25 protein-coding genes and 2 pseudogenes are annotated in these 26,795 nt (G+C 41.5%); 7 read left to right on the top strand and 20 right to left on the bottom strand.

All coding sequences use genetic code 11. The features are described 5' to 3' along the window. Nucleotides 1-39: 39 nt before the first annotated feature. Complete coding sequence (locus DESMER_RS11150; protein WP_014903154.1) at nucleotides 40-1,140, bottom strand: glycosyltransferase family 4 protein; 1,101 nt, start codon at nucleotides 1,138-1,140, stop codon at nucleotides 40-42. A gap of 392 nt (nucleotides 1,141-1,532) precedes the next feature. Here DESMER_RS11150 and DESMER_RS11145 point away from each other — a divergent pair, with 392 nt between their 5' ends. Continuing rightward, nucleotides 1,533-2,534, top strand: a complete 1,002-nt coding sequence (locus tag DESMER_RS11145; protein ID WP_014903153.1) for a DUF3231 family protein — start codon at nucleotides 1,533-1,535, stop codon at nucleotides 2,532-2,534. 172 nt (nucleotides 2,535-2,706) lie between these two features. Here the strand turns inward: DESMER_RS11145 and DESMER_RS11140 are convergent, their stop codons facing one another. From DESMER_RS11140 to DESMER_RS11085, 12 genes and pseudogenes are all read right to left on the bottom strand, one after another. Beyond that, nucleotides 2,707-3,765: a metallophosphoesterase family protein gene (locus tag DESMER_RS11140; RefSeq protein ID WP_148275281.1), complete on the bottom strand. Its 1,059-nt coding sequence runs from the start codon at nucleotides 3,763-3,765 to the stop codon at nucleotides 2,707-2,709. Between the two features lie 61 nt (nucleotides 3,766-3,826). Then, nucleotides 3,827-4,133 (bottom strand): annotated as a pseudogene (locus DESMER_RS23020) (aldo/keto reductase); the annotation flags it as partial. A 225-nt stretch (nucleotides 4,134-4,358) separates the two neighbouring features. After that, entirely contained in the window at nucleotides 4,359-6,209 is a 1,851-nt protein-coding gene (locus tag DESMER_RS11130) for an acyltransferase family protein (RefSeq protein ID WP_014903151.1), read from the bottom strand. Between the two features lie 212 nt (nucleotides 6,210-6,421). Next, a complete protein-coding gene (locus DESMER_RS11125; RefSeq protein WP_014903150.1) occupies nucleotides 6,422-6,748 on the bottom strand; it encodes a DMT family transporter in 327 nt (108 codons plus the stop codon). Beyond that, complete coding sequence (locus tag DESMER_RS11120; protein WP_014903149.1) at nucleotides 6,748-7,305, bottom strand: TetR/AcrR family transcriptional regulator; 558 nt, start codon at nucleotides 7,303-7,305, stop codon at nucleotides 6,748-6,750. Before DESMER_RS11120 ends, DESMER_RS11125 begins: the two co-directional genes overlap by 1 nt. 207 nt (nucleotides 7,306-7,512) lie before the next feature. Further along, nucleotides 7,513-7,953 carry a GyrI-like domain-containing protein gene (locus DESMER_RS11115; RefSeq protein ID WP_014903148.1) on the bottom strand — a complete coding sequence of 147 codons (441 nt, stop codon included), beginning with the start codon at nucleotides 7,951-7,953 and terminating at the stop codon, nucleotides 7,513-7,515. A 66-nt stretch (nucleotides 7,954-8,019) separates the two neighbouring features. Continuing rightward, nucleotides 8,020-8,916: a helix-turn-helix transcriptional regulator gene (locus DESMER_RS11110; protein ID WP_014903147.1), complete on the bottom strand. Its 897-nt coding sequence runs from the start codon at nucleotides 8,914-8,916 to the stop codon at nucleotides 8,020-8,022. 114 nt (nucleotides 8,917-9,030) lie between these two features. Beyond that, nucleotides 9,031-9,720 (bottom strand): DUF1129 domain-containing protein, encoded by a 690-nt coding sequence (locus tag DESMER_RS11105; protein WP_014903146.1) that lies wholly within the window; start codon nucleotides 9,718-9,720, stop codon nucleotides 9,031-9,033. Then, nucleotides 9,720-10,049, bottom strand: coding sequence for a PadR family transcriptional regulator (locus tag DESMER_RS11100; protein WP_014903145.1), 330 nt, complete (start codon nucleotides 10,047-10,049; stop codon nucleotides 9,720-9,722). Before DESMER_RS11100 ends, DESMER_RS11105 begins: the two co-directional genes overlap by 1 nt. 360 nt (nucleotides 10,050-10,409) lie before the next feature. Next, nucleotides 10,410-12,605 carry a YcdB/YcdC domain-containing protein gene (locus tag DESMER_RS11095; protein ID WP_014903144.1) on the bottom strand — a complete coding sequence of 732 codons (2,196 nt, stop codon included), beginning with the start codon at nucleotides 12,603-12,605 and terminating at the stop codon, nucleotides 10,410-10,412. Nucleotides 12,606-13,128: 523 nt separating this feature from the next. Further along, nucleotides 13,129-15,120: a methyl-accepting chemotaxis protein gene (locus DESMER_RS11090; RefSeq protein WP_014903143.1), complete on the bottom strand. Its 1,992-nt coding sequence runs from the start codon at nucleotides 15,118-15,120 to the stop codon at nucleotides 13,129-13,131. A 349-nt stretch (nucleotides 15,121-15,469) separates the two neighbouring features. Continuing rightward, a complete protein-coding gene (locus DESMER_RS11085) occupies nucleotides 15,470-16,345 on the bottom strand; it encodes a DUF3102 domain-containing protein (RefSeq protein WP_014903142.1) in 876 nt (291 codons plus the stop codon). Between the two features lie 230 nt (nucleotides 16,346-16,575). Here DESMER_RS11085 and DESMER_RS11080 point away from each other — a divergent pair, with 230 nt between their 5' ends. Both DESMER_RS11080 and DESMER_RS11075 read left to right on the top strand, forming a co-directional pair. After that, on the top strand, nucleotides 16,576-16,800 hold the full coding sequence (locus DESMER_RS11080; RefSeq protein ID WP_014903141.1) for a DUF1659 domain-containing protein: 225 nt from the start codon (nucleotides 16,576-16,578) through the stop codon (nucleotides 16,798-16,800). 35 nt (nucleotides 16,801-16,835) lie between these two features. Beyond that, entirely contained in the window at nucleotides 16,836-17,075 is a 240-nt protein-coding gene (locus DESMER_RS11075; RefSeq protein ID WP_014903140.1) for a DUF2922 domain-containing protein, read from the top strand. A 109-nt stretch (nucleotides 17,076-17,184) separates the two neighbouring features. Here the strand turns inward: DESMER_RS11075 and DESMER_RS23015 are convergent. Both DESMER_RS23015 and DESMER_RS11070 read right to left on the bottom strand, forming a co-directional pair. Further along, nucleotides 17,185-17,359 (bottom strand): annotated as a pseudogene (locus tag DESMER_RS23015) (acetyl-CoA carboxylase biotin carboxylase subunit); the annotation flags it as partial. Nucleotides 17,360-17,379: 20 nt separating this feature from the next. Continuing rightward, a complete protein-coding gene (locus DESMER_RS11070; protein WP_014903139.1) occupies nucleotides 17,380-19,089 on the bottom strand; it encodes a methyl-accepting chemotaxis protein in 1,710 nt (569 codons plus the stop codon). An 808-nt stretch (nucleotides 19,090-19,897) separates the two neighbouring features. On the opposite strand from DESMER_RS11070, the gene DESMER_RS11065 reads away from it, so the two are divergent. The 4 genes from DESMER_RS11065 (at nucleotide 19,898) to DESMER_RS11050 (ending at nucleotide 22,405) form a co-directional block, all read left to right on the top strand. Then, a complete protein-coding gene (locus tag DESMER_RS11065) occupies nucleotides 19,898-20,866 on the top strand; it encodes a sulfite exporter TauE/SafE family protein (protein WP_014903138.1) in 969 nt (322 codons plus the stop codon). Between the two features lie 94 nt (nucleotides 20,867-20,960). Further along, nucleotides 20,961-21,182 (top strand): hypothetical protein, encoded by a 222-nt coding sequence (locus DESMER_RS11060; protein WP_014903137.1) that lies wholly within the window; start codon nucleotides 20,961-20,963, stop codon nucleotides 21,180-21,182. Next, on the top strand, nucleotides 21,183-21,587 hold the full coding sequence (locus DESMER_RS11055; protein ID WP_242831082.1) for a PadR family transcriptional regulator: 405 nt from the start codon (nucleotides 21,183-21,185) through the stop codon (nucleotides 21,585-21,587). Next, a complete protein-coding gene (locus tag DESMER_RS11050) occupies nucleotides 21,584-22,405 on the top strand; it encodes an extracellular solute-binding protein (RefSeq protein ID WP_014903135.1) in 822 nt (273 codons plus the stop codon). The genes DESMER_RS11055 and DESMER_RS11050 overlap by 4 nt, the downstream gene beginning before the upstream one ends. Nucleotides 22,406-22,644: 239 nt before the next feature. On the opposite strand, the gene DESMER_RS11045 is transcribed toward DESMER_RS11050, so the two are convergent. The 5 genes from DESMER_RS11045 to DESMER_RS11025 form a co-directional block, all read right to left on the bottom strand. Continuing rightward, nucleotides 22,645-22,902: a thioredoxin family protein gene (locus DESMER_RS11045; RefSeq protein ID WP_014903134.1), complete on the bottom strand. Its 258-nt coding sequence runs from the start codon at nucleotides 22,900-22,902 to the stop codon at nucleotides 22,645-22,647. A gap of 54 nt (nucleotides 22,903-22,956) precedes the next feature. Continuing rightward, nucleotides 22,957-23,961 (bottom strand): permease, encoded by a 1,005-nt coding sequence (locus tag DESMER_RS11040; protein ID WP_014903133.1) that lies wholly within the window; start codon nucleotides 23,959-23,961, stop codon nucleotides 22,957-22,959. A gap of 143 nt (nucleotides 23,962-24,104) precedes the next feature. After that, nucleotides 24,105-25,190 carry an ACR3 family arsenite efflux transporter gene (gene arsB / locus DESMER_RS11035; protein WP_042333684.1) on the bottom strand — a complete coding sequence of 362 codons (1,086 nt, stop codon included), beginning with the start codon at nucleotides 25,188-25,190 and terminating at the stop codon, nucleotides 24,105-24,107. A 10-nt stretch (nucleotides 25,191-25,200) separates the two neighbouring features. After that, nucleotides 25,201-25,539, bottom strand: coding sequence for an ArsR/SmtB family transcription factor (locus tag DESMER_RS11030; protein ID WP_014903131.1), 339 nt, complete (start codon nucleotides 25,537-25,539; stop codon nucleotides 25,201-25,203). Nucleotides 25,540-25,994: 455 nt separating this feature from the next. Then, on the bottom strand, nucleotides 25,995-26,786 hold the full coding sequence (locus DESMER_RS11025) for an arsenite methyltransferase (RefSeq protein WP_014903130.1): 792 nt from the start codon (nucleotides 26,784-26,786) through the stop codon (nucleotides 25,995-25,997). Between the last annotated feature and the right edge of the window lie 9 nt (nucleotides 26,787-26,795).

The raw sequence follows: 26,795 nt of genomic DNA, 5'->3' as shown, positions 1-26,795 counted from the left end.
CACCTGCTTTGATCCATTCTAGTGGTTGAATAAGTTCACTCAGGATAAAGGATAAATCTTCTGAATACATTGTCGCCAGCGAGCGTCCCACACCTGGCGGCTAAAAGCCTGGGAAGTAGTATAGGCATATTCTCCCAAACGAGTGCAAACTGACGAATTCTCAATCAGATAAAGAAGAGCCTGATAGAGACTTTCTTTGGACGGATGAATAAGAAGTCCGTTATAACCGTTGATAATGAGATTGGTGAGACCACCAACATCAGTGGCGATTACCGCTTTACCCATGGCCATGGCTTCCAGACAGGAAAAGCTTGTTCCTTCAGAATAAATACTGGGAATAACAACAATATCTGCCTCGGCATAAACCGCCGGCATGGACTGATAATCCGGATGGCAAAAGAGGATACGTTCCTTGCCCGTCAGGTTCTCTCTCCACTGATAAAAAAGATCGAGGTATTCTGGCTTATTGGTGTCGATGGCAAACTCAAATTCCACTTGAGAGAACCTACTTAATAACGCTGGAATAACCTCTTGCAAAATCCCGAAGCCCCGTTCAGGAGACAACCTACGCGGGTAAAGAATGCGGACATGGTCAGTATTCTTTGGCTTTCGCGGATAGTAATACTTGGAATCGGCAAAGTTAGGAATCACCCGTATTTTTTGATCAGCCAAGTGAGGATAGATGGCTCGAGTTACATTAAGAAAATTATAATCACAGGAGATGATTAAACCAGCTTGTTCCAAGGCCTTGGCTACATGATTTTCATAATATTTTTGGGCATGCCCAGGGGAAGAGCCGGGCAATTCCCACCAAACTCCATGGGAAATACATATAGAGTGCGGCCTATAAGAGGTTTGTTGAACAATGGAAGAATATAAGACTCTCCCCTTGGTTGCCTTTTCCATTCGTCCTATTGTTTTATGAAGTTCCCGGGAGTCAGCTTGATATCCGTAGACCGGCCAATCCAAACTGTAATTGCTGAAATCATGATGGGCAAATTGATGGAATGAGAGGTCATAACCCATTTCTGTCATGATTTCTGCCAAGGCAATCATGTATCTTTCCAAACCGCCGATGATTTGCTTCTCTCCGTCCCAGTTAATAAGGTTGGGAATGAAGATTGCTAGTTTATTATCCATCAGGATTATCACACGCTTTCGCTAGAATATAATGGGCAGCACAAAACAGCTCATACCCTTCAAGGTTGATTGGTTGATAGAAGGCATATAGAGTCATATCAATATATACTTTCGAGACAAGAATCGTGCTGGTTTTTATCCTTTTCTTAATTTTTTATCCTTTTGGTTGCATTTGCAGAGATTGACAAGTCGATCCCTAGTCCAGACTAATTCTTCAACCAATCGGCAATAGCCCCTGAGCTGGGCGTGGATTGCAATACCGAACAAGCGATCCTGCAAAGTAGTATTTAAATATCACGATAAATAGTTCTTGTTGAAACCTCAAAATCTCTGAATAGCACCAGAAGCAATAGTACATATTATTTAAAAATCTGTCTATTTGGAGGAAACCTATGAAAGAACATCACATAAACTTAACAACTCCTGAAATTGCAGGTTTATGGAAAACATACATGCAAAATACCTCTAATTTATGTGTTTTTAAGCATTTTGAGCCCTATATTCAGGACTACGAAATCAAGCCCTTAGTTATTGAACAAATAAACCTTTTGCAAAAGTTCACGGCTAAAATTATAGAGATATTCTCAGACGAAAATTTCCCTGTACCACAAGGTTTTTCTGATCAGGATATTAACTTATCCGCCCCTGCCCTTTACACAGACTTATATGGACTTAGCTATGTCTACAGATTTAACCAAATGGTTTTTAGTGATTATGCTGTGACAATAACTAAAGTAGCCAGGGCAGATATTGTTGAATTTTTTTATGAATGCTTAAATTTGAGTGGTGCCTTATTTAAGAAAGCATTAAACCTTATGTTGTCTAAAGGAATTTATGATAGACCCCCTAAAATGCCTTATCCGCACCAAGTAGAATTTATTAAAAAAAGAGATTCTCTTATCGAAACCTGGTTTGGCGAGCATAGACCTCTCAATGCTATGGAATTAGGCGAAATATTTTACATCATTGAGAGAAATTATATAGGTATGCTTATGTTAATGGGTTTTATTCAAGTTATGCAAGACCGAGAAATTAAAGATTATCTTCTGAAAGGAAAAGATCTGGCTGAAAAACAGATTGATATTTTTAATAAAATTCTCAAGGATGAAGAACATCTGGGTAATATGCCGGTAAGTATGGAAGTAACTGATTCAACCGTCTCACCTTTTTCAGATAAGTTGATTATGTTTCTGGTTTCAACATCCGTTACGGCAGGGATCTATTTATGCGCTTATGCCATGTCTCTCTCTTTTAGAAAAGATTTAGCTTTTCATTATGCAGCTTTGATGGTGGAAATATCCCGATATGGTGAGGAAGGCATGAAGCTCATGATTGAACGAGGCTGGATGGAACAGCCGCCAGAGTCCTTTGATAGGGCGGCTTTTCAGCATTAAAGTGAACAGAGCCAGTGACACATTTAATCAAAAGGCAGAAGAACGAATACCTATTGCTATTCGTTCTTCTGCCTTTTTGCCTGATGAGTAAAAGAATGTAAGTTTAGTACTGCATTCTTTTTTTATTCCAGAAAAAGTCCTATTTACAGCTGTTTAGTTATGGCCGCTGTAGTTACTTAGAAAAGTCCAGTTGATACTGAGCCTCGGGTAGCCATTCATGTTTGAGAAAGTCACGTCCCTTTACATTAACCACACCATCGTTAACATCAACAACTAAGCCCTGGCTGGCCTCTGGGGCTTGGCGTACTCTACTCGCAGAAGCATCATTGAACATTGTAAAGGTGTCTTTAACAACAGAATCAGGTGAACCTAACTTAATGTGTAAATGACCGACGAAGAGGACGACATTGGGAACCGATTGAAGGATTTCTGCCAGTTCTTTCTGTTGAACCACTAAATTGTACTTTCTTTGGGCTTTACTATTAGCGGAAAATATGGGTTGGTGTAAAAAGACAAATACAGGTTTTCCCGGTGTAAGGTTTTCTGAGATTTTTGATTTTAACCATGTTAATTGTGTTTCTGAAAGATAGGCAGCATCACCTATAGTTAGATCAGACATTCTCGACTTTTCGGAGCCAAGAAATATGAAATGAAAACCATTAATATAGTGATCAGTATATACCTGACTTCTCCCTGCAAAGTCTAAAAAGCGCTGTATTGCAAGAGGATCTGTATCTTGATTTGGGAAAGTATCGGAATTCCAAGCATTACTGTTTGGATCATGATAGGCTTTGTAGAATTCGTGATTTCCAATGGTGGGAACTATCGGAGTTGTCTTACCTGTATTCGTCCGGACAGACCGAAGTATTTGGCTAAGAGTCAGATAGTCTTCAGGTGTACCGTCGCCAAGATCACCATTTAATACTACTAAATTAAGCGGCGGTTGTTGATTTACAAAAAGATCTTCCAAGGCTGTTCTAAACTTCATTGGAGCGGTTTCGCTGGAGAGAATATGAATATCACTAATAACCGCAAAGCTTACATTATTTTGACTCGATTTCAGTTCATCGGTTGGTTCGGAAGCTGAGGATAAAGAAAGTCCTAGTAAGGGGATTGCTTCTTTTGGATCAGCGGATCTATTAGCAGACTGAGGCCTCTCTTCTGGAGCAGTAACTGAGTTAAATTCAGTTTTTAGACTTAGTGATAAGACAGCCAGCAAAAACAAACCCATAATCCATAATCTTTTAGCTTTAATGAATATCCCTCGCTTCTGATGTGATGTCTATAGTGTTACCAATATTGTGGAGCAGATAATAATCCAAATACTCCACTCCGCAATTTTCAAGCTGTTCATTAAAGACTGTTTCTTGATCTGCCACAGTTTTTACATCTCTTATAGGAAGCTTTGTCGCAAGTGCAAAACTATCTCTGGGATGTCTTTTTACGAGAGCTTCTCTCATTACTTTTTCACCAAATAGCCATGATAGACATAGGCAGTATCAAAATATGTAAATCCTCTCTCTATAAAGGTAGCTACTAGTTTATTTAACCTTACTTATCAAAGGATGTCTGGTCGTCTTTATTCAGCGGTAACCTCATACATCCAAACCCAATTTTTTGTCCATTATATTCTCCTTCATGCTGATTAATTTATTATGGTTTAGATGCCCAAATTTTTCGGCTTTTTAATACTATAACACTTGGAGTTAACTCCATGTCAAGAGTTGATATATAGCAGAACCATCGCAATTCCCGAAATTTAGTCTGAGGATATTTCCTTATATGAAATCTTCTGCGGGAAGAAATGTAGCGAAATAGCTTTAACTATTCTCCATCCATTTGATCAGAAATCAATGTTTCAAGTAGTATCTCCCCGTAGGCTTGCACACCCGACTGGGTCAAGTGAACACCATCCGGATAAAAATATTCTTCATGGCCACTACTGAGCAAATGCCAATCGATCAGTTTGATATTTGGGTATGACTCCGCTACCTTTGTCAGGGTCTCATTTACTTCTCTTTCCCAAGGCTTCGGGACCCGGGTATTCACCAGCAAGATTTCCACGGCACTTTCCAGGGAGTCCAAGGTTTTCCTTAACTGTTTCTCCGTAAACGAACCGTTTGTTCCCAGTTCAAGCATTACAATTTTTCCGAGCTTATCCTCTTCTTCAAGCCTGGAAATGAGATCCGGAGCCTGATACATCTGCCTGCCCAGTTGTGCGTCGATTACAATACCAGGTAAACGTTTTTGCAAAACAGGCTCAACATTGATCATTAAGGAATCTCCAATGATCGTAATTTCATCCCCCTGGATAGCTGTTTTTTTATCCGTTGCCTTAGCCCCCCTGGCAGTACTCTCTTCCTGGCCAGCTGTTTGCACTGGATCTTGCGACACCTGGCTCTTTGCCAAAGCCTTTTCTGAAATATGCATGCCTCCATTGAGGGTTACAAACAGTAATAAAAACATCAGCAAGGTACTCAATGAAATTTTGGTAATGGGGGCCAATGGCCTTTGCCACCATTTAAGATTCGACCTCCGCCTCCGCAGGTATTTCCGTCGTCCGTACCGGATCGGCTCCTCGATTAAGTAGCGAGACAGAGCAGCCAGGATAATGCTCACCCCAATTTGCCAGAGTGTGCGGGAAAGATTCAAACCTTCTGTATTCACAACCGGATTTGTGAGAATGATGACCGGGTAATGCCATAAGTAAATTCCATAAGAACATTCTCCTAACCAGCGCAAAGGTCCCCATCCGAATATCCTGCCCAAATAGCTGGCCGGGTGAGCCAGAGCTGCCACCAAACCTGCCGCTGCCACGGAGTAAAGCAAGAGTCCGCCCTGATAGAGAGAAGGCTGGTATTGGTCTGTTGTTCCGATCATCAATAGTATGACCAATAATCCCAAGCTTCCTGCCAAATCCAGGGCTAGTCTCTTTTTGCCGGTCAGATCTGCGTTCATCTTCCAGCTGGGCCATACCATGGCAAGTACTGCCCCGACAAGCAAAGCAAAAGCACGGGTATCCGTGCCATAGTATACCCTGCTGGGGTCATGACCCGGTATGTAAATCAGCGCCATCGCCGCAGCTGAAGTCAGGGCGACAGCCATTGTTCCCCCGATAATCCATTTTCGCTGCTGGCAACAACGTAATCCTATTACTAAAAGAAGGGGCCAGAAAAGATAAAACTGTTCTTCTACCGCCAAAGACCAGAGGTGTCCCAAGGGAGACGGCGGACCAAAGCTTTCAAAATAGGATACCTGATGGAAGATCAGATACCAGTTGCTGGTATAAAACAGGGCTGCCAGCGCTTCTTGCTTCAAGGCTGCCAGGCGCTCGGGAGCCCAAAGCATAACCCAGGACATCACACCTGCCAGCATTACAAAAACAGCCGGCAGCAGCCTACGGGCCCGGCGCAGCCAGAAATCTTTCAAGTCAATCCCTCCGGATAGCTCCCATTGCTTCAAAAGAATACCGGTGATCAAATATCCGGATAACACAAAGAATAGGCTTACCCCTAAGAGCCCTCCCGGCATCCAAGTCAAATTTAGATGATAAGCAATCACGGCAAACACCGCCAAAGCCCTTAGTCCGTCTAATCCCGGCATGTAGCCGATGGACTTCTTCTGTAATCCCCTTGGATGTAAATTCACTTGATTTGTCTTCTTGCTGCAATTCATGTTCTTATCTTCACTCTCCAAATTATGCCAGGCTTTAGACTTTTTAGACCATAGCCATTTCTCCATTTCACAATACCAAGTTTAGAGTTCAAGTGCTTTACAAAAAGCTTAAATTATATTACGAAAAAGTTACAAATATCGAATAAATGCAGATTTTGTAGCATAAAGAAATAAGAGCGCTTTTAAACGCTCTTATTAACCTACAGTCACAATCAATGTGCCGTACCCTTTAAATTAAGTAGTGCTACGCCGATAATGATTAATACTATACCCAGGCCGTTATATAGATTGAGTTGTTCTTTCCAATATAGAATCCCTATCACTGCCGTTAGTGCCGTTCCTACGCCTGCCCAGATTGCGTAAGCTATGCTCAAAGGAATTGTCAGTAGAGCTAGTCCCATTGAATAAAATGATATACCATAGCCACCTATAAATAGAAGGCTTGGTATGAGTTTTGAAAAACCTTCTGACGCTTTCATCATTGATGTTGACACTAATTCAAAGACAATTGCTATGGCTAAAAGAACGTAACCGTTCATTATTCTTCCTCCTCAGATAACGAAAGTAAGTAGTTTAAAACTTGATCACGTACATCTTCACTTAGGTTTAATCCGTATAATTGATTGAAGTACATCCCGTCAACGGCAAGTCTAATGACTGTTGAAACGATGGGGTTAATCTGGTCATTTTCAATGTGATTCTGAAGTACTTTTAAATCCCTGGCCATGGACTTAACAAGATCCGGGCTTGTTGCAATCGCCGATAAGAATGCGAGATTCATTTCAAATTCACTATCTAATAGGTTAAATGTAAGATTTGTGTAAGCCCTTGTCCACTTCCCGTTATGACGAGGATCGTCCTTAGTAATACGCTCCAAGTCATCAAAAAAATTGTGCATTATAAAGTCATTCATGCCTTTCATTAGGTCGTCCTTAGTGGCGAAGTGATAGAATAATCCGCCTTTACTAATCTTCGCCTCTTTGGCGACTGCTTCTAATGTCAAAGCTAGTACACCTTTGGTATTAATAATCTGAGCGGCAGCCCTCAGTATTTTCTGCCTAGTGTCATTTTTAGTAGTTTTAGTTATATTCTCCATAGACACCTCCAGTTTGTTGCTCCTTGATGATATACCGGCCAGCCGGTATAGTCAAGAATAGATTAAAAAAACAGCTCTGAAGTTTCATTCTTCATAGCTGTTTTACTATTCCTAAACTCTGTCCAACACACCTACTTGTCCGTTAAATAAAGTCCTCATAAACTAAACCTAAAATTTGCTCCCCAATACCCTATATTGTCTGTTTAATTATTTTAGAGCAATGTAAATATCAATGTCAGCGTTCTCCCAATCACTATTAAGATATTCCTCAAAATCTCCGGTAAAGCTTCTGTTTAAGTCCATTTTCCAGATTTCGCCCCAAGCCTCGGCAACTGCTTTTTCCATATGCCCGTGTACCGAAAATTTCGCATACTTTCCTGCAGGAATTATTTTTACAGTCAGTTCTTCATTCTCTGCTTTAGAAACCTCATTACCGGCAGTTACGCAGTATTGATCATCTGAATAATCCGAATACAGCCCGATGGCATACGCGTTAAGCTTATTTTTGATTGCAGTATTTACACCACCTTGATATAACTTTTCCCAAAGTCCACTGATAACTGTACCCATTTTAGGATCATTGTTGCCGGTAATTGCACTAACACCAACAATTGTTTTTTGCTCTAAATTTACGATTTCATAGTTCATTATAATAACCTCTCTCTCTTTGCTAAAGCTATTATACTTTGCTTAATACGACAGCTGTATGTCATATTAAAGATAATGTTTCAAGGCGTTCTGCAGTTCTGTTTGGACATTATTTCTTACGTCCTGCGGTTCCAGAACTTCACAATGTCTGCCGAAAGTTGTTATGTAGTAAACTATCCATTCACCCTTTGGATAGTTTACTTCTGCAATAAAGCTTCCGTCCTCTTGTTGATCATAACTTTCGAATTCATCATATACCCTATACGCAACCTCCGCAGATAGCTTTAGCTTTAGTTTAATATACTCTTTTTGAAACACATTATCGTTAGAAAGAATTTGGCTGGGGGATTTCCTCTGAAAATTTTGCTCTGATACACAAAGCTCCCTGATTCGTCTTAACTTAAAGAAACGAAAATCACAGCGGGACTTACAATATCCATATAAATACCATGACCCACTTTTGAAGCAAAGTTTTAAAGGCTCTACTTCACGGGCTGTCTGCTGTCCTTTGGCACTGGCATAGGCAAAAGTAACGATTCTCTTGTTTAATATTGCAGATTTAATTGTATTGAATGTTACTGTTTCGTTCTGTGGATTAGCCCAAGATGAAAAATCCACTTCAATCCAATCTGGGTTTGAGTCACCAAACAAGCTGCTGAGCTTTTTAAGTGCGGTATCTGTTTTGCTGAGATTAACAGCATTTACAGCTTTTAACGAAGATAAAATATCATTTCTTTCTTCATCAGTTATGACAGCTTTATTCAGCACAAAATCAGGCAGGAGTGAAATACCACCACCCTTACCTTTGCTCATATAAACTGGAATTCCTGCAGAAGACAGCGTTTCAATATCCCGATAAATAGTTCTTGTTGAAACCTCAAATCGCTCTGCCAGCGCCTTAGCCGTTGCGGCTTTTTTATCAAGCAGGATATAGACGATTTCAAACAATCGGTTGATTTGCATTTAATCACCTTATTTCAATATACTCATGTAATCTGACACTATCAAATCGTATAAGCCGCCTATATCTAAAAGTGAGTCGATCCGATGAATGAAAGTAATTATTTAGCACCAGAGTTAGCGATTAAATTTTAACAAATTGTTGGCATGTCGGTCTTCCAACCTTTTTATCAACACAAAGGCAAGCGCTAGGAATGCGGCGGGATACAGACAATTTACAGACCATAAAACCGTATTTTCCATAAACACTCTTATTAATAATACTGCTGTCCACACAACCGTAAAAGCTATGATAAATTTTATTTGGGTTTTGCGATTATGATTTGATAATTCGAAGGAATTTTTAGTGAAATAGTTATAAACACTGAATGCCATTACCACTGCAATAAAGGTCGAAACAAGGAATCCTGACGTTATTGGCATAGTAAATTGTCCAAACTTAACTATATTAATAATGGTTGAAGAAAAAAGAATCTCAACTAGATATAAAGTTCCTACTCCAAAAACTAGGACATATAATATTTCTAATGCTTTTTCATTGAGTGTTTTTTGTCTGCCGTTTTTCATCAGCTCGTCGCATAAAGCCTTATAATCATCACCGACAGCGTCACTGAACTTTTCATTCCTCAATTGAGCTTCCAGGGCCATACCAGTAAGTTCTTTGCGAATGATTTCGATATCGTAATCACATAAGTCTGAGGATCTAAGATAGCACACCATATCCATCATAATGGTGTTGTTTTCTTTTGATAATTGTTTATCCAGCAGATTATTTTCTTTACGCAGTTTCTCTAATTGATTAGCCATTACTTTACCTCCAAACTTAAAATCTTGGTTACCGCTACAGATATACTCTGCCAGTAGGCTTCGAAAGAATTCAATGCTTCTTTGCCTCTTTTGGTTATGAAATAATATTTTCTGCTTGGTCCTAAGGGAGATGGCTTAAACTCCCCGCAGATAAGATCTTTTTTTTCCAGCCTTACAAGTAATGGATAAATTGTACCTTCACGTATGTCATTAAAACCATAGCCCGTTAGTTTTAACATGATTTCATAACCGTAGGTTACCTCTAAACTAATAATCTTTAAGATACAGCCTTCTAAGGTTCCGCGCATCAGCTGCGATTTATCAAACATAACTCCTCCTGCTTTCTAAGTGCGGTCTACATTGCGGTGCATAGTAGATTGGTTATATTGTAGTGCATGGTAGAAGTAGTGTCAAGATTGACTCTTGAAATCCTCATGACCAACCCGCCCTTCCTTATATGATTTTATGCTTGCCACTTGGAGCAAATAAAAATGACAGGCGAACCTGTCAAAAGGGAATATAAAAACAAAACCCGCTGGAAACAGTGACGGTCATCCCCAAATCAAGCAAAAGCGCTTAAACTACGAGTTGTGCACCGCCAATGTAACATTTATATAACTTCGCTCGATTGTTAGATTTAAAATTTTTAAGATTTCATATACGATCCGCTTATTTTGCCGCCTCTTCAATCATCTCATATCAGGATTCTGTGGTTGCTCAATTGCATAAGCATGGACTAAAGCATAAGCAGCTTCAGCTCTTGTTACCGCTTGGTTTGGGTTTAAGGTATTGCCATCAAATTTTAAGATACCTAATCCCCATGCGAGGGCAATATAGCCCAGTGAATCAGGCTTAATTGTGTTGGCATCTGTAAAGGGAACAGCATAGATACCTTTAGCCTTGGCCGACGGTTCCATTTTAATGAGACGAATCATTATTTTCGACAGATCATCTCGGCTTAATTCAGACTCAAGTTTTAAATCCTCATGGAGCCAACCACGCTCTTTGGCGATCTGCAATACATCCTCATCAGCCAAAATAAGATCGCGATTGTTTCCTTCCAACGTAATCATCCCCCGCAAGAGCGAACCAGCGGTGATTTTTTCATCCGGGCGGAAGGTATCTCCATATTCTCCAAAGGCCCCCGTCAGACCCACGATGCCTATTTCCTTTTCTGCATAATTGCCCTGGATATCCGTAAATTTATGGGAACTAGCCCACTGAGATTGGGTTTTTCCATACCAATCCATAGGTTCACCAGTTTTAGCGTTAATCATCCCAGGACCGTACATTGTAAAGTTAGAATTGGGTTGATAGACCAAGCGGGGTTCCTGTTTTTGCCCATCCTGCTTGTAAATTAAGGTGTAACTCAGCTCTAAGGGGCGCATTTTTAAGAACCGATCTGTTGCTTCGTTAATAGGTAATACATCAGCGTTACTTGGGAATTCAATGTTGGACCAGTTCATATTATAATTTATAACTTGTTTAGCGACGGTATCTACAGTTATGTTAATTCGGTTACTTGAAACCGGAATACCATTGACGACCCTAACATAGGAAAACATCTGAATATAAGAAGGGATATTACCACCATAGAACCTTTCTGATTCTAATTTAACAAGTTGAAAGCGTTCAGGCTGTATACGCTTGAGAAAGTCATCCGCAATTTCTTGCGCTTCTTTACGTGTAACGGTCTTAGCCTTGTCATCTGGTTTTGTGTTGTAGGACATATGGAAACTGATCAAATCTCCAGTCTTAGCGTTTACGCGAGCACCAATGAAACGGTGTTCCCCCATATAAAAAGACTCAGTATTCCAATTTAAATCCCAAACTTGTTCACTAGGGTTATCCCAGTCAGGATTCAGGCTAGAGTTTTGCATCACAAATTCCTTGGGAATTTTTATGGCTTTTTTGACAATCTCAACGGCTTCACTCTGGCTGATTTGTTGGGAATTTTCGGGAGAATCCTTACTGGTTGAAGCTTCTGCAACTTGGGAAGCGACTCCTGGTATTATTGTCGTCGATGTTGCAGCAGAAATACTGCTTACTGCACTCATGGATTTATAGCCAACTGCCTGATCATCAAGAGTTACAGGCTTTCCGCTTAACGCATCAACGGATCCTCCGTAGTATTTATTGGACAACTGGTACACGAGGAGTACGCGTTGAGGTTCTGATATTTCAGGATTCATGAGTGGAGGTATAAAATACTGTAATTCGAGCATGGGAGTATCTAAAAACGTTTGACGAGCCGTTTCTGGGGAGATAACGTTCGACGCCGCGGGGAAATTAAGATCATGCGTCCAATTAAAGCTGTAATCCCTAACTTGCCCATTGTCACCCCTAACACTCACGTTCACTCCGTTACCTGGAAACGGGATACCGTCTACAATCCTGATCCATCGGAAATTGTAGGCAAAGGGCTGTGAATTGTTTAATTCCAATACCTGTTGGTCATCTTTTACAAGTTTCATTTCGGATTGATATTTACTTGCTAATTTTGAGATCAGATCGGTGGCTATTTTCTCCGCATCTTCCACGGATAGGACAGGTAGTTTAAAAGATGGCCGAAACGATTCTTCCCATTGATTAATGTTTAAAATGTCTCCGGTTGTTGCATCAACCATTGCATTGAAACTCCCATGCGGTTGTTCCATTGAACTCCAATCAATGTTATAGGTGGCCCGATCGTTATATTTATTATATCCTGTAGACATTCGTGAATATTTCTCGGGTATACTAAAGTTATCCTTGACGATCTGCACGGCCTGCTCTACTGTAATACTTGCTTTTTCACTTCCAAGGGTATTGGCAGGATAAACAGCTAATTGTAAAAGGAGCATAAAAATAACCACAATGTTCAAATGGCGAATCTTCCTAAACATTTTATCAATCCTTTCCACCTTGTCTTATTCAACTATTTCTTTGCTAGTTTCTAAATGCGGGATAATCTTGTGCATCCAGAACTTTGCTTTGTTAATAAGTAGAGTGGTCGTTCCCCCTCCTTCCGTTGTCATTTAATTTAAAAGCTATCAACATCTGATTGTTCTAGGCTGCGTTAATATACATATTCTTCCCTTTCTTATATTTACCTGCCAATTTTTAAACTATTTTCCTTTTGAATTGTTCTACAAAAGACTTTTTAACTTTTATTTTGATGGCGATAGATAAAATTGAGACTCCGCCCGAACACGCTCCAGTCTAATAGTCACTGCTGGCACTTCAGTTACCATAGCCGGAATTAGTTACGACATCTTCTAGAAACAAAAGGCCGGTTTTCCTTTGAGGAAACCGGCCTTTTGTTTATTTAATACTTACACTATTTTTTTGCCAAGATTATTACAGCTTTGTAATCCCTTGTTTTTAACAGTGGCATAGGACTTACTCATTTGATTTACATTCTCATAGTCAAACGACAAATTTCTTCACCATATTTTGAAGATCTTTCGCTGCCTCATTCATCTGCCGGGCGCTAAGGGCCATTTCTTCCATCGAGGAGGTTTGCTCTTGGGTAGCAGCTGAAGCCTCCTGAGTGGAAGCAGCGCTCTCTTCCGCTACTTCAGCAATGCTGTTCATAGTCTGTACCATGTTTTTGACTTCCCGGCCAAGCCCCAGCGCAGCGAAGGAGATGCTGCCGGTTTCCGTCATCACCCTCTCGACGGCACCTTGGATAGCGCGCAGGGAATCTTGTGTTTCATTGACTGCCGATTCCTGGGCGCTCACTGCTTCGCTTGCCAGCAGTACCTCTTCCTTGGTTTCAAAGATCTCTTTCAAAATTTCCTGGATCAGACCGGCAATTTCCCGGGTTGCAACCGTAGACTTTTCCGCCAGTTTGCGTACTTCTTCGGCAACGACTGAGAACCCCTTTCCGTGCACCCCTGCTCTGGCAGCTTCAATAGCTGCATTCAAGGCCAATAGATTGGTTTGAGCAGCAATGGCATTGATAACATTGACGATCTGTCCGATCTCATCCGATTTATTAGCTAAAGCATTAATTTTATTGACTACCACCGTGGAAGCTTTTTTGTTTTTTTCCATGGCGTCAAATTGGGTAGCAATGGCCTGGAATCCTGTTTCCATTGTTTTATGGGTTTCCCCGCTGACCTTAACCAGTTGGCCCGTACTATTTTTGATCGCTATGATAGCCTTATTGATTGCTTCAATCATAGCTGTTCCTTGTTTTACGGACAAAGCCTGGCTATTGGCACCTTCGGCCAAACGAGAGATGGTTAGGGCAATCTCTTCAGCAGCCTTACTGGTTTGGTCAGCATTGGCCGCCATGTGCTCAGAAAAAGCGCTTACTTGGCCTGTTGAGCCGCCAATACTCTTAATCAAGACCTGAATTTCTTCTACAAACAGGTTAAAGTATTTCCCCAATTCACTTAGTTCATCTTGGGATTGCTCCTCAACTCTTATGGTAAGATCTCCTTTTCCTTCAGCTGCTCCTTTCAGAATAGCCAGTAACCCACCCAGGGGCTTGATGATCAATCTTCGGACAATCAAAGCCATGGCAAGAACAAGGAAAACAGCTAAGACTACAGAAGTCAGCCCTATTCTTTTGGTTGTTTCCCCAATCAAGCTCTTGATCAATCCGTTATCATCTCCGATGAATATCATCCCGACAATTTTATTGTCTACATCAACAATGGGTGAGTAAACAGAGCTGTATTCGCTGCCCCTAATCTCGGATTGGCCATAATATATTTGTCCTTTCGTTAACACATCCTCGCTTATTTGCCGGTTTTCCAGTTTTGTTCCAATAATCCGATCCCCTTTTTCATCCAGAAATGTAGTCATTATCCTCTCATCGCCACTAAAAACCGTGATTTCCGAATCAAACACTTTCTTGAACCTGTCGACAAAGGCTTCGCTGCCCAGTTCATAGCCTGTGGAAATAGCTCCGATAATGTCACCGTTGGCATTTCGCAGAGGACAACCTGCCCGGATAGAAAGCCCAACTTCTTTTCCTTCTTCGATGCCAACACTTTTTTCACCCTGGAGGGCCTTCTGAATATTCATTTGCCCAGCAATACTGTCCCCTAATTTCTCCGGTTCATGAGCCCTGACAAAAACCTTGCCTTCTAAATCCGTAATCAGAAAATAGTCCAGTTCAAAAGACTCCATTGCCAATTCTCCCTGTTCTATAACTGTCTGGCGGTCGCCCGCCTGATAGGCTTGGGACAGCTGGGCAGAACTTTCCAACCAACCTGCTGCATTCAAGGCCTTGGCTTTCATATTGTCTGTTTCCGACTGTAGTACATCTGCTTTTTTGTTTAAATTCTCCTGATAAAACTCAGAAAGGTTTTCCTTGATACTCCCATGAATGCTGTATCCCAAAAGAAAAACTGCTGCGGCCATTACGAGAACAACGGGGATAATGATTTTTTTACTTAAATTCATGTCACGACTCCTTATCTGTGTTCCAATACATCAGAAATTGTCAACTATAGAAATGCTGTCTGCGTTGAATACTGTCCATGTTGATTCTTTCGCAGACGGCAAGTGACCTATAATGAAAACAATTATTCGAAGTACTTGATTATGATTATCAATATCATTAGCAAGTAAATATTACCACTTGCTTTTTATTCCTGTCAATATGTATTTTCCAAAGCTCTTGTAAAATAAAAAAATGTCTACTCCTTATGGAGTAAACATTGCGTATCAATATTCTTATCTTTTTGACCTGCGTTCACAAAGAATTCTCCCCCCCTCGTTAGGCAATTTCAGGGTCGCCCTAGCAGAAATCTTAGGCCTGCTTATTCTCCGTATCCACATTCTCCTTTAAGGACTTAATTAAGAAATCTGTCACATTTTTTTTGAATATGCGATGGGTCTCGGGTTCCTTGGTGGCAAGCTCTTGCATTTCCCACATTAGCTCCTTGTATGTTTTCTCCAGGTTTCCGTATAAAAAAGCCACTTTATTTGCCACTGCCTTGTTATATACATCAGTAAGCCGTTTGCTCATCTTTTCGACGGTCTTGTAAGAGGCCCTATCTTTAACTCTTTCCAACTCTGCTTGCCTCTTTCCGGTTTCCTGCTCCAGAGCTCGGTTGGACTCACTTAACTCTTCTGACTTAGTCATCAGGTTGTCGTAAGCCTCAGTCAGGTGGGTTATTTGGTTTGCCTGTTCATTCACAACTTTCCGGAGACCTATGTTTTCCTGCCGAGCTTGATCCCGTTCTTCCCGGGCCAGTTTCCAATCATTGACCTTCTTCTGCAGCTCGCGAGTGGTTATGTTATCAATATCCAACTCGGCAATGAACTCACCTCGAACCTCTTCAGGGACTCCAAGGAGAATCAGTGCCTGGGTAAAATTCAAATTCGGCAAATTTTGTGCCTGGGTATCGGTGGCAGGAGATTGAGCGTCGGAGGATTCGAGCTGTTTTGGCCCGTACTCCTCAAAAATGCGTATCATTCTTTCCGCCGTTTTCTGAGAATAGCTGACCGAATCTTCTAACCACTTGCTCCATTCCCCATATTGAAGCAACTCCCGGGCCTCCTTCAGGCGGCCCCCAATCTCTATGGTACTCTGCAGAAAGATTATCCCCACCTGCTGTTTGATCGTATTTATTTCAGCTGCGATGAGGAAGGGCGTGCGGGTAGTGATTAAATTAGACATCATAACTTCCTCCGAACTCTTACTTTATTTACAGAATATGTATCCGAACTTAAGAGTGTGCCAAGCTCACAACAGGCATGTCCAACAATTCGACAGCGCTGTCGAATTGTTGGACATGCCCTATAGTTTCTCATATTCCCTTTCTCTTGTAACATCGGTTAAGCAATCTCATAAGCTATACGGACAGGCCAAGTAGAACTAGCCTGTGAGTGTCTAGAAAGGAGGCAATAAGTATGGCCGTGGAAGCGTTGCCCTTAGATTCGGCGCTGGTTGTGAAATACCAGTTCGAACTGACACCCGCCGGTGCCCCGGTGGTCAGACAGAAAGGTCTGAATGGCGTGAAACACGATGCTACAGAAGAGGATCTCTATGATGTGGCCGAAGCATTGTTCAGTTTAGTGGATTATCCGGTGCTGCAGGTGCTCCTCAAGAAAAACTTTGAACTGAATAAAGAGTAACTATTCTCCAATTTTGAAAGAAAAGAGGTGATACTATGGCAGTAACAAGCAATAAAGTGATTAGGTTAACGTTTACCACTGTCGGCGGCAAGAACTTTTCCATCACGCTCCCTAATCCGCGGGCAGACCTGTCGAAGGCTGAAGCCGAAGCCGTAATGGATACGATTATAACCAAAAACATCTTCATTACGACAGGAGGCGAATTGGCTAAAAAACGGGATATTCGAGTGATTGATACCTCGACGAACGACCTTTACGATCCGCCCCAGGTTTAGGCGGATTCACCCTCTCAACGGCGGTCAGGTGGCCGCCATCTTATAACGGACTCCAAGAAGAATATTTTTTTACGTAATATACTTCGTGATTCTCTTTTTCCTAATATCCCACAATCAGTTTTCCGATCAGGGAGTCATAGTAAGGCGGCACTGAATAGCCTTGATAAATGGCACTGTCCACTCGCACTCCCGCCGCCGGGCACATGATAAATCTGGATCTGCCCCGGTGAAGGTTTAAAGCCAGCGGCAGGATTTTCGGCATTGATCCGGCACTCCATAGCCCACATTTTCCTGAAATATTATCCTAGATTTTGAATTTGCTGATCGCAGTTTTAAGCTTACCCGTATTCTCCCGACTAATCTCCATCTGATTTTTCACCTCGTCGACTTTCTCGACAATAGTTGTTGCTTTACCGGCAATCATTTGATTTCCTGCTGCTCCTTCATTGACAGTCATGCTAACACTATTGATTGCTGTTATTACAGCCTGAATGGATGCTGCAAGTTCCTCGGATGTTGCACTGAAGTCAGTAATAAGGTCATTTACAAATACCGCATCACTACTGTACTGCTCGCCGGTAGTTTTCAGCCCTTCATAGTCCTTTCTGACAGTTGTATCAATAAAAACTAGGATCTCTCCGGAACTCTCTGCCAAAGCTTTTACTGAATCAACAACGTGTTCAGTTACTTTTTGAATTTCGTTAACTGTGTTTTCTGAGTTCTCGGCTAACTTTCTTATTTCATCAGCCACTACTGCAAACCCCCGGCCTGCCTCGCCTGCTCTGGCTGCCTCAATGGCTGCATTGAGCGCTAACAGGTTGGTCTGAGAAGAAATTTGCAGGATTGCATCCGATAGCACATTGATTTGTTTAACTGCCTCGGATTTCTTTAACGCTTTTTCTAGATTTTCTTTTGCTCCTTCATAGATCCTGTTTGCTTGAAGCTGAGATTCTATGGCATTTGCCTTTAGCGCTCCGGCTCTTTCACTGATCTTACTTACAGCACTAGTTCCTTCCTGGGCTTTTTCTGCGATGGAATTAATTGCATTCTGTATTTCATAAGAAGACGCATTCACTTCCTCAGCTGCTGCAGCGGATTCCTCCGTACCGGCTGCCAATTCTTCTACAACTGCCGATGTATCTTCCACATAAGAATTCAAGTCAATCAAATATCCGGTGACTTTTTTGCCGACATTATCAACTCCTTCAGCACTTGAATTTACTTCAATCAAAATTTGCCTTATATTCTCAATGAATTGATTTGTACTTTGGGCAAGGTCTCCAATCTCATCCTTTGACTGAATTTCGATCCTTTGGGTTAGATCTCCGCCTCTCTCCGCCAAATCCTTTAGTTTTGTTTTCAGCAACCCCAGTGGTTTCAGCGTGCTGTACAGTAGGAAAATTGCTGCAAATACGGAAAATATAATCGCAACTATACTTACGATCAAGAGGATTTTATATGTCAACGCATATAGATCATTCCCCTCCTGGCTTGACTTGACTGCGCCGTTAGAGTTATATTCAACCAGCTTGTTTACAGTTTCCCCCAACGTGTCTCTGGCTTTTTTGGATTCTCCATTAAGTAAGGTCATAGCTTCTTCAGTTTTAAGCTCTTTGCTGGAGGCTATAACTTGTTTATGGAATTCGGTGTATTTACTCCAATTATCCATAACAATAGTAAAAAGTGCTCTGTCTTGATCATCAATTATACTTTTGTCATAGGATGAAAAGGCTTTTTGGAGTTCTCCCTGGATAGCATCGGCCTCTTTTTCATATTTGTCCATTGTTGCGGCGTCTGAAGCAATGACGTGCTGGAGTTCCTTGATTCTATAATCTGCCACCAGTGCTTTAATTGATAGGGAATGTTCAACGCCGGGAAGCCAGACCACTTCAATCTCTGTCGACTTTGAATTGATTTCTTTTAAAGCAGTTATTGAGTAGGCACTCAAGCCCATTAGGACCAGAATAATGAGTGTGAAAGTTAGAGCCATTTTTAGCCGAATTGTAAACCTCATAGAAACCCTCCTCGAATAATTGATACGCAGCATTTGCTGAGCCAGCTGAGACAATGATTTTCTTGAAGCAATCAAGTATTTCTCCCGCATTATGTTGAGGTAAATTTTTTCTCTAAGCGACCTCCTTTCGATAAAATTCACTTTTTGACGGTTCTTTGTTGATAACTGATTATTGTCTGACATTTCTGCCACGCTCGTTAGACATATTTCTACATTAAATTCCGATTTCCTTCATTTGTTTCGATGTAATCCAGCATTTAATAACAATAAATTGCTTATTTTTGCGTAATTCTTTCTGTTCAGCTCAAACCTGCCGATTTTAAAAGACCATCGAAGAAGCTAGCTTCGTCCGCTCTCAAAATCCCGCTACTGCATGTCCATAATAAAGCGACATAAAATAATCCTCGCCTTATTTCGGCGAGGATTATTTTATGTTTTACTTTACTTTAGCGTAATTTATTTAGAGACTTTTTTCTTGTAATTGTTTAAACCTTAGTTGACATTCTCTCTAAGAGTGGATGAACCAACGTATATTTTCTAATTACTAAGCTGTTAATAGCTGAGGTTTAATATACAAGCCTAAAGTCATAGTGTCACATTTAATAGACGTTTGTGGCGCTAGTCAGAAAAAATTAATTCTAAAAAGAAGGATATTATTATGTGCTGTAGAATAGATATTCATTGACTATATGTGCATGGTGACAATAGTCGTGGTGCATATATAGATCTGGAAGAAATAAGTGAATCTACTTTCTTAATATCCTCTAATGAATTGGTTTTCCACGGTAAATTGAAAGGAGGAACTACTATGCATTTTGCAGTATCCGGAGTCGATGTATTACCCTTTATTCCACCTTTGGTAGCCTTTCTAGTATCGTCATTAACAGCTTCTGCTGGGGTGTCGGGTGCTTTTCTGTTGCTCCCCTTCCAGGTAAGTGTTCTAAATTTTACCACTCCGGCAGTAAGTCCTACTAACCTGATTTACAATATTGTAGCTATCCCCGGCGGTCTCTATCGCTACATCAAAGAGGGGCGCATGGCCTGGCCCCTAACTTGGGCTGTGGTCATTGGCACTCTGCCGGGCGTTTTCGTTGGAGCCTGGGTGCGTATCCTCTACTTACCCGACCCCAAAGTCTTTAAACTCTTTGTAGGCTTAGTGTTATTGTACCTGGGCTATCGGCTTTTGTCGGAAGTGATGGGCTGGAATAAGAAGGTGAAAGAACAAAATAAAATTATGCAGAACAAGTTTGCCGAACAAGTGGCTAAACTGAAGGAAGAAAATTCCGGCCGAATGGCTTCCGGTCTGCCTGCAGAGGCAGTGGTTAAGACAAAGACTATTTCCTGGAAGAAGATTGAGTATGAATTCTGGGGAGAAACCTATTCCTTTAGTGGAATATCCATTTTGAGCCTCTCTTTGGTAGTGGGTTTAATCGGCGGCATTTATGGCATTGGCGGCGGAGCCATTATTTCTCCCTTCTGCGTGGCTGTGCTGGGTCTGCCGGTTTATACCGTTGCTGGTGCAGCTTTGGCAGGTACCTTCATCACCTCTATTGCCGGGGTTACCTACTATCACATTCTGGCTGCGAGCAATGTTGCGGCCGGTGCGGCAGTGACTCCGGACTGGATGCTGGGCATACTCTTTGGTATCGGTGGTCTGCTGGGGACTTATGTGGGTGCCCGCATTCAGAAGTTTCTGCCTGATAGAATTATTAAGATTATCTTAACCGGTTTAATTCTGTTCCTGGCTTTCAACTACATTGGACAATATTTCTTCTAAATTTACTTTATTTATACTCCATCCCAACCGCTAGGTAATCTAAAGAGAGTATTCTCTTATTGGGGTATAAATAATTAACAGGGTGTGGTAGAGTATGGTCATCGGGGAAATAACTCTGGATATTGATGAAGAGAACAAAATAAGTCTGCAGCAAATTCTGGGACAGTTAGAAGGAATTCTGCAGTATCAGTTAAAGCACCGGGATGTTATTGTTTTCTATGACTCCCAAAGGATATCCTATGATCAGATTTTGGAAACTGCCCTGCAGGCTAATTACCACATTAGCAGGTTTTATGTAACAGAAGAAGAATGTTAGATGCAGAAGGAATTTCGAGGTGAGTCTGTGAAAGAAGAAACGCAAAACCCGGCCTTTGCTTATATTGCCGGGCGCATAGATAAGATGCTGGTACCGGCTCTGCTTAATTTTCTGGCCCATAAGCCGGCCCATGGTTACGAGTTAATTCAAAAGATTAACGAATCAGGCTTCTCCGAAATCGAGGCAGATCCAGCCACCATTTACCGCAACCTTCGCCGCATGGAAGATGATGGGCTAGTCCTTTCTCAGTGGGAAACTGCCCACACCGGCCCCGCCCGACGATCTTACCAGTTAAGCCCCGAAGGTCAACAGGCATTAGAGTATTGTGTACAGTTAATTACTGAAAAAGTAATCAAAATGCAATCCTTTTTAGATCAGTACCAGCGGGAGGTGAAGGAGAGATGAGCCATCAGCAAATCTTAAAAATATTACATGCCGGGGCATTGCGCAAACCGGTGGTGGAATGTGCTAAGTTGCTGCAAGAAGCTCGCCCGGAGCTAAATGTTGAGCTGGAGTCCTATGGCTCACGTGCCTGTGCCAGACAAGTACGTGAGGGCAAGGTGGTGGATATCCTGGCTTTGGCAGACCCCATGCTCTTTGCTGAGCTGCTTGGGCCTGAGTATATAGACAAATACTATATTTTTGCTAACGACCAAATTGTCCTGGCTTATAACGAGTTTTCCAGGGGCAGCGGGGAAATCAATGCCCTGAACTGGTTTGATATCCTGCTTAGGGAAGAGGTAACCTTTGGACGGTCTAACCAACATTTAGACCCCTGCGGTTATCGAACACTGATGGTCTGGCAGCTGTCGGAGCAATATTACGGCCGGCCGGGTCTCTTTAATCAGCTGGACCAGATGTGCAGGGGGAACTTGATTTATCCCAAATCCTATGATTTGGCCTCTGATGTGTTGGTAGGTAAACTAGACTATGGCTTTGAATACCTCTGTGTGGTCAATCAGTTTGGCCTGAGATATCTGACTCTTCCGGAAAAGATAAACCTCTCGAACCCAGCCTATGTGGACTATTACAGCCAGTCTACCGTGAGTTTGCAAGGAAAGAATTCTGGCGAGATGATCACTATTCCCGGTGCACCTATTGAATTTGCCATTGCTATCCCGAAAAATGCGGAAAATCCGGAACCCGCAAAGGATTTCCTGGACTTAATTCTAAGCAAACAAGGTCAGCAAATTTTAGAGGAGTGTGGACTGATCCCTTACTAAATCTTTGAATTGAACAACCGCGCTCTTGTTCAATTACTCACTTTAGGTTAGGAAAATGCAGTGACAGTCCTCAAAAGTTTAACAAGTCCTTACTTTTGGTTTACTCTGTAGCCTTAAGACGAAAAATCACGATAAGCCCGAGAAACTGGTTAAACAGTTCCTCGGGCTTACTTGCCATATCGCTGACCATTCCTACTTATTTTTCCATTGGCATGTCTTCTAGCGGTCGGTTAGGTGCCTCACAAAGCTTCCCCTTCTTGAAATTGTTGGGCGAGAATTTTAGCTATTTCCTTCGGCTTCAAAACCTTACCAACGGAAACAACCTTCTCATCAATCACTAAGGCCGGGGTCGACATTACCCCATAGGCCATAACCTCCTTAAGGTCGTTGACTTTAATTATTTCTGCTACTATGCCGGTCTCTTTTAGCGTTTTCTCGGTATTTTCTTTTAGAGTCTCACAGTTTTTACATCCAGAACCCAAAATTTTAATAATCATGCTACCCACTCCCTAACTTTCTTATTAGAATATCAAATAAAAGAATTACTTAGACTACATCAACAAATAACCAAAGGCATTGAAAGAGTATCCAATAATAAGAATTCCCAGAGTAACAATCCCCGCAAAAATTGCTAAAAGTTTCATCTTCACAACTTTCTTTAACAAGATCATAGAGGGCAGTGAAAGTGCTGTTACAGCCATCATAAAGGATAAGGCAGTTCCAATCCCTACCCCTTTTAAAACTAAGGCTTCAGCGATGGGTAAGGTTCCGAAGATATCCGCATACATTGGTACACCCACAAGGGTGGCTAACAAGACCGAATACCATTTATCCTGGCCCAGGACTGCTGAAATTATGTTTTCAGGAATCCAATTGTGGATGGCTGCCCCTATTCCCACCCCGATAAGAATGTAGAGCCATACTTTTTTAATGATCTCGAAGACCTGATCTCTGGCATATTCCATTCTTTCACGAGTCGTCAGCTCTTCTTGATCCACCTCAAGTATCTTATTGCCAAAGACAAAGGATTCCACATACTCCTCAAGCTTGGCCTTACTAATGATGGTACCTCCAATCACTGCCAGGACAATCCCAACAACCACATAAGCTATGGCAATTTTCCAGTTAAAAATGCTGGCAAGTAAAATAACCGAGGCTAAATCGACAAGCGGAGAGGATATTAAAAATGAAAACGTCACCCCGATCGGCAGACCTGCACTGGTAAAGCCTATGAATAAGGGAATGGATGAGCAGGAACAAAAGGGAGTAACCGTTCCAAGTAAAGCACCTAAAATGTTGGCTGAAACTCCTTTGTATCTACCTAATATTTTTCTAGTTCTCTCAGGCGGAAAAAAGCTTTGGATGTAGGAAATTGTAAAGATTAAGACTGAAAGCAAGATAAAAATTTTTATGACATCATAAATATAGAAATGGATGCTTCCGCCTAAGCGTTCCTGGATGCTTAACCCAAAGACGTTTTCTACCAGGAGCTTTACTAAGTTACTAAGCCACTCCATTCTAAGCAATTGGTTATTTAACCATTCAAAAATAAACAAACGATCATCTCCCTAGATACATAATCTCAGCTTACGATACAACGGCCTTGACAAGGGAAATTTCCAACATTCATTTGTGACCGACAGGAATTATGAACGCAAATATAGGCAACCTTTATTTTCGGAGTCATAGTTACTCCTTTCTATTGGCTGTACTTTGGCAGGCCAGTTTCAGCAAAATACTTGCGTTTGAAGAAGAGAGCTGAATTCACCAAAGCAATCATGACCGGCACTTCTACCAAAGGACCGATGACTGCCGTGAAGGCTACATCTGAAGCGATCCCGAAGACAGCTACGGCAACAGCTATGGCAAGTTCAAAATTATTGCTTGCGGCTGTAAAAGCAAGGGTTACTGTTTGGTCATATCTGAAACCGCCTTTGAAAGACATATAAAAACTGACAAAGAACATAATGGCGAAGTAGATTAACATGGGTATGGCAATTCTAACCACATCTCCGGGATTATTAATAATCTGCTCTCCTTTGGATATAAACATAATGACGATGGTATAAAGGAGTGCTATCAAAGCTAAGGGAGAAATCTTGGGAATGAATACCTTCTCGTACCACTCTTTTGTTTTAATCCTTATTAAGCTAAAGCGTGTCAAAAAGCCTGCTGTAAAAGGAATCCCCAAATAAATCAGAACGCTCTTGGCTACTTCCCACATTGAAACATCCACGACCTGGCCTCCCCAGGAAAGTCCCAGCCACTTAGGTATCAGAGTGACAAAGATATAAATATAGACAGTGTATAAAAGAATTTGGAAGATTGAATTCAGCGCTACCAAAGCAGCACAATATTCATTATCCCCTTTGGCCAGGGAATTCCAAACGATAACCATGGCAATACACCGGGCAAGGCCTATAATAATAAGACCAATGGCAAAGCCGGGTTTATCTCCCAGGAGCAATACAGCCAGGACAAACATCAAAATAGGTCCGATAATCCAGTTTTGGATCAGTGAAAAGGAAAAGATCTTTTTATTTTCTGTCACTTTTCCGATCTCTTCATACTTCACCTTGGCCAGAGGCGGATACATCATGATGATCAGACCGATGGCTATCGGCCAGGATATTGTTCCTGTGCTGAATTCACTCAGTGACGTTGCTAAGTCAGGAAAGAAATACCCCCCCAAAACCCCTACTGCCATGGCGATAAATATCCAAAGGGTCAAAAATCTGTCTAAAAACGATAACCTGGCTTGTTTAACGATTTCCACTTCTAACATCCTCCCAAATCTAATCACAGTTCACAGTCTTACGCTTTAACCAATCCTTTAAATTTTGCAGGTCATTTTGATATAGTTCCAGATTCCTCAAGTTGTCATAGACCAAGCTGTCTATAAACTTGATCCGTTCATCGATAGCCAAGGAATAGTAAACCCACTGGGCATGCTTGCGGTCTTTCACCAAATCGGCGTTCTTTAGATAGATCAAATGCCTCGATGCTTTAGCTTGCGTAATCTGTAGGGTTTCCATGATATCGCAAACACAGAGTTCCTTTTCAAATAACAGGTTTAAAATCCTTAACCGGGTTTCGTCAGATAGGGCCTTTAAGGCATCTAACAGTTTTTCCATTGAAATCACCTCTTACTAAACTTTTATATAATACTCATATACTCTTACATTCGTTTATGCGATTATATGAGTATTATACATTATTATCTCTAAAAAGAAAACTGGCATTCGGAAATTTGCTTAATAATGGCGCAGGTCGTTTCATCGGAGACAACAAAGCATAAAGAACAAGCTTAGCTTACTAGAAAAGTTTGCTGGCGCACGAAGACACTGGACTAATGGGGCTGTGCGAAAACTTGTTAATAAGTTTTATCACAGCCCCACTTTCGTCTAAATATCATTATCAAAAGGCGTTCTTATCCCACTTTTATAGTGGGAGAAAAACACTTCCTGCTACCAGTACCCACTTTGAATTTTGAGAATTAAGTTTTCACACAGCCCCATATTAATCCTTACCTTTAACAGCATTTACCCGTTGAAGAAGGAACACAGCAGGGTTTAATAATCTCACTGGCTTATTTTCTTGCCTCGATAATATAAGAAGCAACCAAATCTTCAATATTCTTATCGGGAGCCCAGGCCTTTACAATCTCTCTGCTGTTATCCTTGGGAGTCAAGCAGATATCCTTGAATCCCACATTCTGCAACATTGCTTTGATGTCTTCCACATATTCGGCACCGCCAATACAACTGGCAATCATTCCTAAGTCTTGTTTAATAGTCTGTGGTAATTGAGCTGTAGCAACAACATCGGACGTTGATAATCTTCCACCGGGCTTAAGAACTCTTAAAGCCTCCTTAAACACCTGTTCCTTATCCAAAGCAAGGTTGATAACACAATTCGAGAGGATGACATCCACTGAACTATCGGCTACAGGCAAATGTTCAATTTCCCCCAATCTAAACTCAATATTGGTATACCCACTCTTCTCAGCATTTTTTCTCGCCAGCATAATCATATCCGGGGTCATATCAACCCCTATCACATATCCGGTTTCCCCGACCTGCCTTCTAGCAAGGAAGCAATCAAAACCGCCTCCACTTCCCAGATCAAGAACTACTTCCCCCTCTTTTAAAGCTGCGATAGCAATTGGATTCCCACATCCCAGTCCCATATTAGCTTCAGGCGGCACACTTGAAATATCCCCCGCGCTATACCCAATTCTAGCGGATATTTCACTGATATCTACCGGAGAACCACTACAGCTGCATCCGCCGCCGCAACAGCCTCCTTCAGCTCCTTTTCGGGCAACCTCTGCATAGTTGTTTCTAATAAAGTCTCTAATCTCTTCTTTAGTGTCTATCATAAATACCCT

Source organism: Desulfosporosinus meridiei DSM 13257 (assembly GCF_000231385.2).
Taxonomy (GTDB): Bacteria; Bacillota; Desulfitobacteriia; order Desulfitobacteriales; family Desulfitobacteriaceae; genus Desulfosporosinus; species Desulfosporosinus meridiei.
Note: the sequence above shows the minus strand (reverse complement) of the source record. Positions and strands in the feature narration are given on the sequence as shown.

What these genes read in the sequence shown, in the direction of transcription:
- DESMER_RS11080 (WP_014903141.1), top strand. Translation starts at nt 16,576, where the DNA reads ATGGCCGTGGAAGCGTTGCCCTTAGATTCGGCGCTGGTTGTGAAATAC.
- DESMER_RS11070 (WP_014903139.1), bottom strand. Translation starts at nt 19,089, where the DNA reads ATGAGGTTTACAATTCGGCTAAAAATGGCTCTAACTTTCACACTCATT.
- DESMER_RS11075 (WP_014903140.1), top strand. Translation starts at nt 16,836, where the DNA reads ATGGCAGTAACAAGCAATAAAGTGATTAGGTTAACGTTTACCACTGTC.
- DESMER_RS11025 (WP_014903130.1), bottom strand. Translation starts at nt 26,786, where the DNA reads ATGATAGACACTAAAGAAGAGATTAGAGACTTTATTAGAAACAACTAT.
- DESMER_RS11095 (WP_014903144.1), bottom strand. Translation starts at nt 12,605, where the DNA reads ATGTTTAGGAAGATTCGCCATTTGAACATTGTGGTTATTTTTATGCTC.
- DESMER_RS11100 (WP_014903145.1), bottom strand. Translation starts at nt 10,049, where the DNA reads ATGTTTGATAAATCGCAGCTGATGCGCGGAACCTTAGAAGGCTGTATC.
- DESMER_RS11115 (WP_014903148.1), bottom strand. Translation starts at nt 7,953, where the DNA reads ATGAACTATGAAATCGTAAATTTAGAGCAAAAAACAATTGTTGGTGTT.
- DESMER_RS11085 (WP_014903142.1), bottom strand. Translation starts at nt 16,345, where the DNA reads ATGATGTCTAATTTAATCACTACCCGCACGCCCTTCCTCATCGCAGCT.
- DESMER_RS11060 (WP_014903137.1), top strand. Translation starts at nt 20,961, where the DNA reads ATGGTCATCGGGGAAATAACTCTGGATATTGATGAAGAGAACAAAATA.
- DESMER_RS11050 (WP_014903135.1), top strand. Translation starts at nt 21,584, where the DNA reads ATGAGCCATCAGCAAATCTTAAAAATATTACATGCCGGGGCATTGCGC.
- DESMER_RS11045 (WP_014903134.1), bottom strand. Translation starts at nt 22,902, where the DNA reads ATGATTATTAAAATTTTGGGTTCTGGATGTAAAAACTGTGAGACTCTA.
- DESMER_RS11030 (WP_014903131.1), bottom strand. Translation starts at nt 25,539, where the DNA reads ATGGAAAAACTGTTAGATGCCTTAAAGGCCCTATCTGACGAAACCCGG.
- DESMER_RS11090 (WP_014903143.1), bottom strand. Translation starts at nt 15,120, where the DNA reads ATGAATTTAAGTAAAAAAATCATTATCCCCGTTGTTCTCGTAATGGCC.
- arsB (WP_042333684.1), bottom strand. Translation starts at nt 25,190, where the DNA reads ATGTTAGAAGTGGAAATCGTTAAACAAGCCAGGTTATCGTTTTTAGAC.
- DESMER_RS11105 (WP_014903146.1), bottom strand. Translation starts at nt 9,720, where the DNA reads ATGGCTAATCAATTAGAGAAACTGCGTAAAGAAAATAATCTGCTGGAT.
- DESMER_RS11140 (WP_148275281.1), bottom strand. Translation starts at nt 3,765, where the DNA reads ATGGGTTTGTTTTTGCTGGCTGTCTTATCACTAAGTCTAAAAACTGAA.
- DESMER_RS11130 (WP_014903151.1), bottom strand. Translation starts at nt 6,209, where the DNA reads ATGAATTGCAGCAAGAAGACAAATCAAGTGAATTTACATCCAAGGGGA.
- DESMER_RS11065 (WP_014903138.1), top strand. Translation starts at nt 19,898, where the DNA reads ATGCATTTTGCAGTATCCGGAGTCGATGTATTACCCTTTATTCCACCT.
- DESMER_RS11145 (WP_014903153.1), top strand. Translation starts at nt 1,533, where the DNA reads ATGAAAGAACATCACATAAACTTAACAACTCCTGAAATTGCAGGTTTA.
- DESMER_RS11120 (WP_014903149.1), bottom strand. Translation starts at nt 7,305, where the DNA reads ATGGAGAATATAACTAAAACTACTAAAAATGACACTAGGCAGAAAATA.
- DESMER_RS11125 (WP_014903150.1), bottom strand. Translation starts at nt 6,748, where the DNA reads ATGAACGGTTACGTTCTTTTAGCCATAGCAATTGTCTTTGAATTAGTG.
- DESMER_RS11110 (WP_014903147.1), bottom strand. Translation starts at nt 8,916, where the DNA reads ATGCAAATCAACCGATTGTTTGAAATCGTCTATATCCTGCTTGATAAA.
- DESMER_RS11055 (WP_242831082.1), top strand. Translation starts at nt 21,183, where the DNA reads ATGCAGAAGGAATTTCGAGGTGAGTCTGTGAAAGAAGAAACGCAAAAC.
- DESMER_RS11150 (WP_014903154.1), bottom strand. Translation starts at nt 1,140, where the DNA reads ATGGATAATAAACTAGCAATCTTCATTCCCAACCTTATTAACTGGGAC.